General features: G+C 71.3%; 1 protein-coding gene and 2 pseudogenes. 2 read left to right on the forward strand and 1 reads right to left on the reverse strand.

Annotated features, from left to right (window positions below; all coding sequences use genetic code 11):
- Positions 1 to 192, reverse strand: a pseudogene (locus AC1D01_RS33385) (histone deacetylase family protein); the annotation flags it as partial.
- Positions 193 to 239: 47 nt separating this feature from the next.
- Here AC1D01_RS33385 and AC1D01_RS33390 point away from each other — a divergent pair.
- Both AC1D01_RS33390 and AC1D01_RS33395 read left to right on the forward strand, forming a co-directional pair.
- On the forward strand, positions 240 to 1,175 hold the full coding sequence (locus AC1D01_RS33390) for an AAA family ATPase (RefSeq protein WP_477873765.1): 936 nt from the start codon (positions 240 to 242) through the stop codon (positions 1,173 to 1,175).
- Between the two features lie 20 nt (positions 1,176 to 1,195).
- Positions 1,196 to 1,722: pseudogene (locus AC1D01_RS33395) on the forward strand (DUF58 domain-containing protein); the annotation flags it as partial.

The following is a 1,722-nucleotide window of genomic DNA, read 5'->3' on the forward strand; positions in this document are numbered from 1 at the left end:
GTACAGGCTCTCGTGGGCGAGCGTCACGTCGTGCAGGTCGACCAGCGGCGCGTCGCGGTGCTCGAGCGCCATGTCGAGGCCGGTCGCCAGCAGGTGGTCGCTGATCGCGTCCAGGCGCTGCGGGCACTCGGGGTGGCCGCGCCCCATGTCGTGCTGCCGGCACTCGGGATGGCTGAAGAACGCAGTGGGCATCGGTGTTCTGAGTCCGGAATCGCGGCGGTTTCGGTTATGGTGATTGCATGAGCACGGACCTGTTGAAAGCCCTTCCCCACCTGAACCGCCTGATCGACCAGATTAGCACGATCATCGTCGGCAAGCGCCCGCAGATCCGTGACTGCGTGGCCTGCCTGCTGGCCGGCGGCCACCTGCTGATCGAGGACGTTCCCGGCGTCGGCAAGACCACCCTCGCGCACGCGCTGGCGGTGTCGCTCGGGCTCAAGTTCTCGCGCAGCCAGTTCACCGCCGACCTGCTGCCCTCCGACCTGATCGGCGTCAGCATCTACGAGCGCAGCAAGGAGGCCTTCGTGTTCCACCCCGGCCCGGTGTTCGCGCAGGTGCTGCTGGCCGACGAGATCAACCGCGCCGGCCCGAAGACGCAGAGCGCGCTGCTCGAGGCGATGGAGGAGCACCAGGTCAGCATCGAAGGCGAGACGCGCGCGCTGCCGTCGCCGTTCTTCGTCATCGCGACGCAGAACCCGACCGACCAGCTCGGCACCTACCCGCTGCCCGAGTCGCAGCTCGACCGCTTCCTGATGTGCATCACGCTCGGCTACCCCGATTACGCGAGCGAGCGCGCGCTGCTGGCCGGCATCGACCGGCGCGAGGCGATCGGCGCGCTGGGCGCGGTGATGACGCCGCAGGACCTGCTCGCGGCGCAGCAGGACGTGCTGCGCGTGCATGCCTCCGACGCGCTGCTCGACTACCTGCAGGCGCTGATCGGCGCGACGCGCAGCGGCGCCTGGTTCGTCGACGGGCTGAGCCCGCGCGCCGGCATCGCGGTGCTGCGTGCGGCCAAGGCGCATGCGCTGCTCGACTCGCGCGACTACGTGGCCCCGGACGACGTGCAGGCGATCCTCGCGCAGACGATCTCGCACCGGCTGGTGCCGGTGGCCGGCGCGGGCCGCGGCGCGCGCGAGCAGGTGCGCGCGATGATCGAATCCATCCCGCTGCCCTGATCCTTCGCCGACCCGACGCCATGCAGGCCGCCGACGCGCTGAAGCTCCCGCTGCGCCCCTTCGCGCTCGCCGCGGGCGCGGTGCGCCAGCGCTTTCGCGCCTGGTGGCAGGCCCGGCTGCCGCACACCGACACGCTGCTGCTGACCCAGCGCAACGTCTACATCCTGCCGACCCGCGCCGGGCTGATGTTCGCGCTGACGCTGATGGTGCTGCTGGTCRCGTCGATCAACTACCAGCTGAACCTCGGCTACGTGCTGACCTTCCTGCTGGCCGGCAGCGGCATCGTCTCGATGCACCTGACGCACAACACGCTGCGCGGCATGACGCTGCACCTGCGCCCGCCGGCGGCGGTGTTCGCCGGAGACCCGGCGCCGCTCGCGGTCACGCTGACGAGCCCGGCGGCCGAACGCTTCGGCATCGGCCTGCGCCTCGAATCGTCCGATGCGGCGACGCTGACCTGGGCCGACGTGCCGGCCGGCGGCCAGTCCGCGACCCAGGTCAGCTTCGTGCCGCGGGCGCGCGGGCTGCACCCGGTGCCGGCGATCAG

It is taken from the genome of Rhizobacter sp. P3_B12, assembly GCF_056402895.1.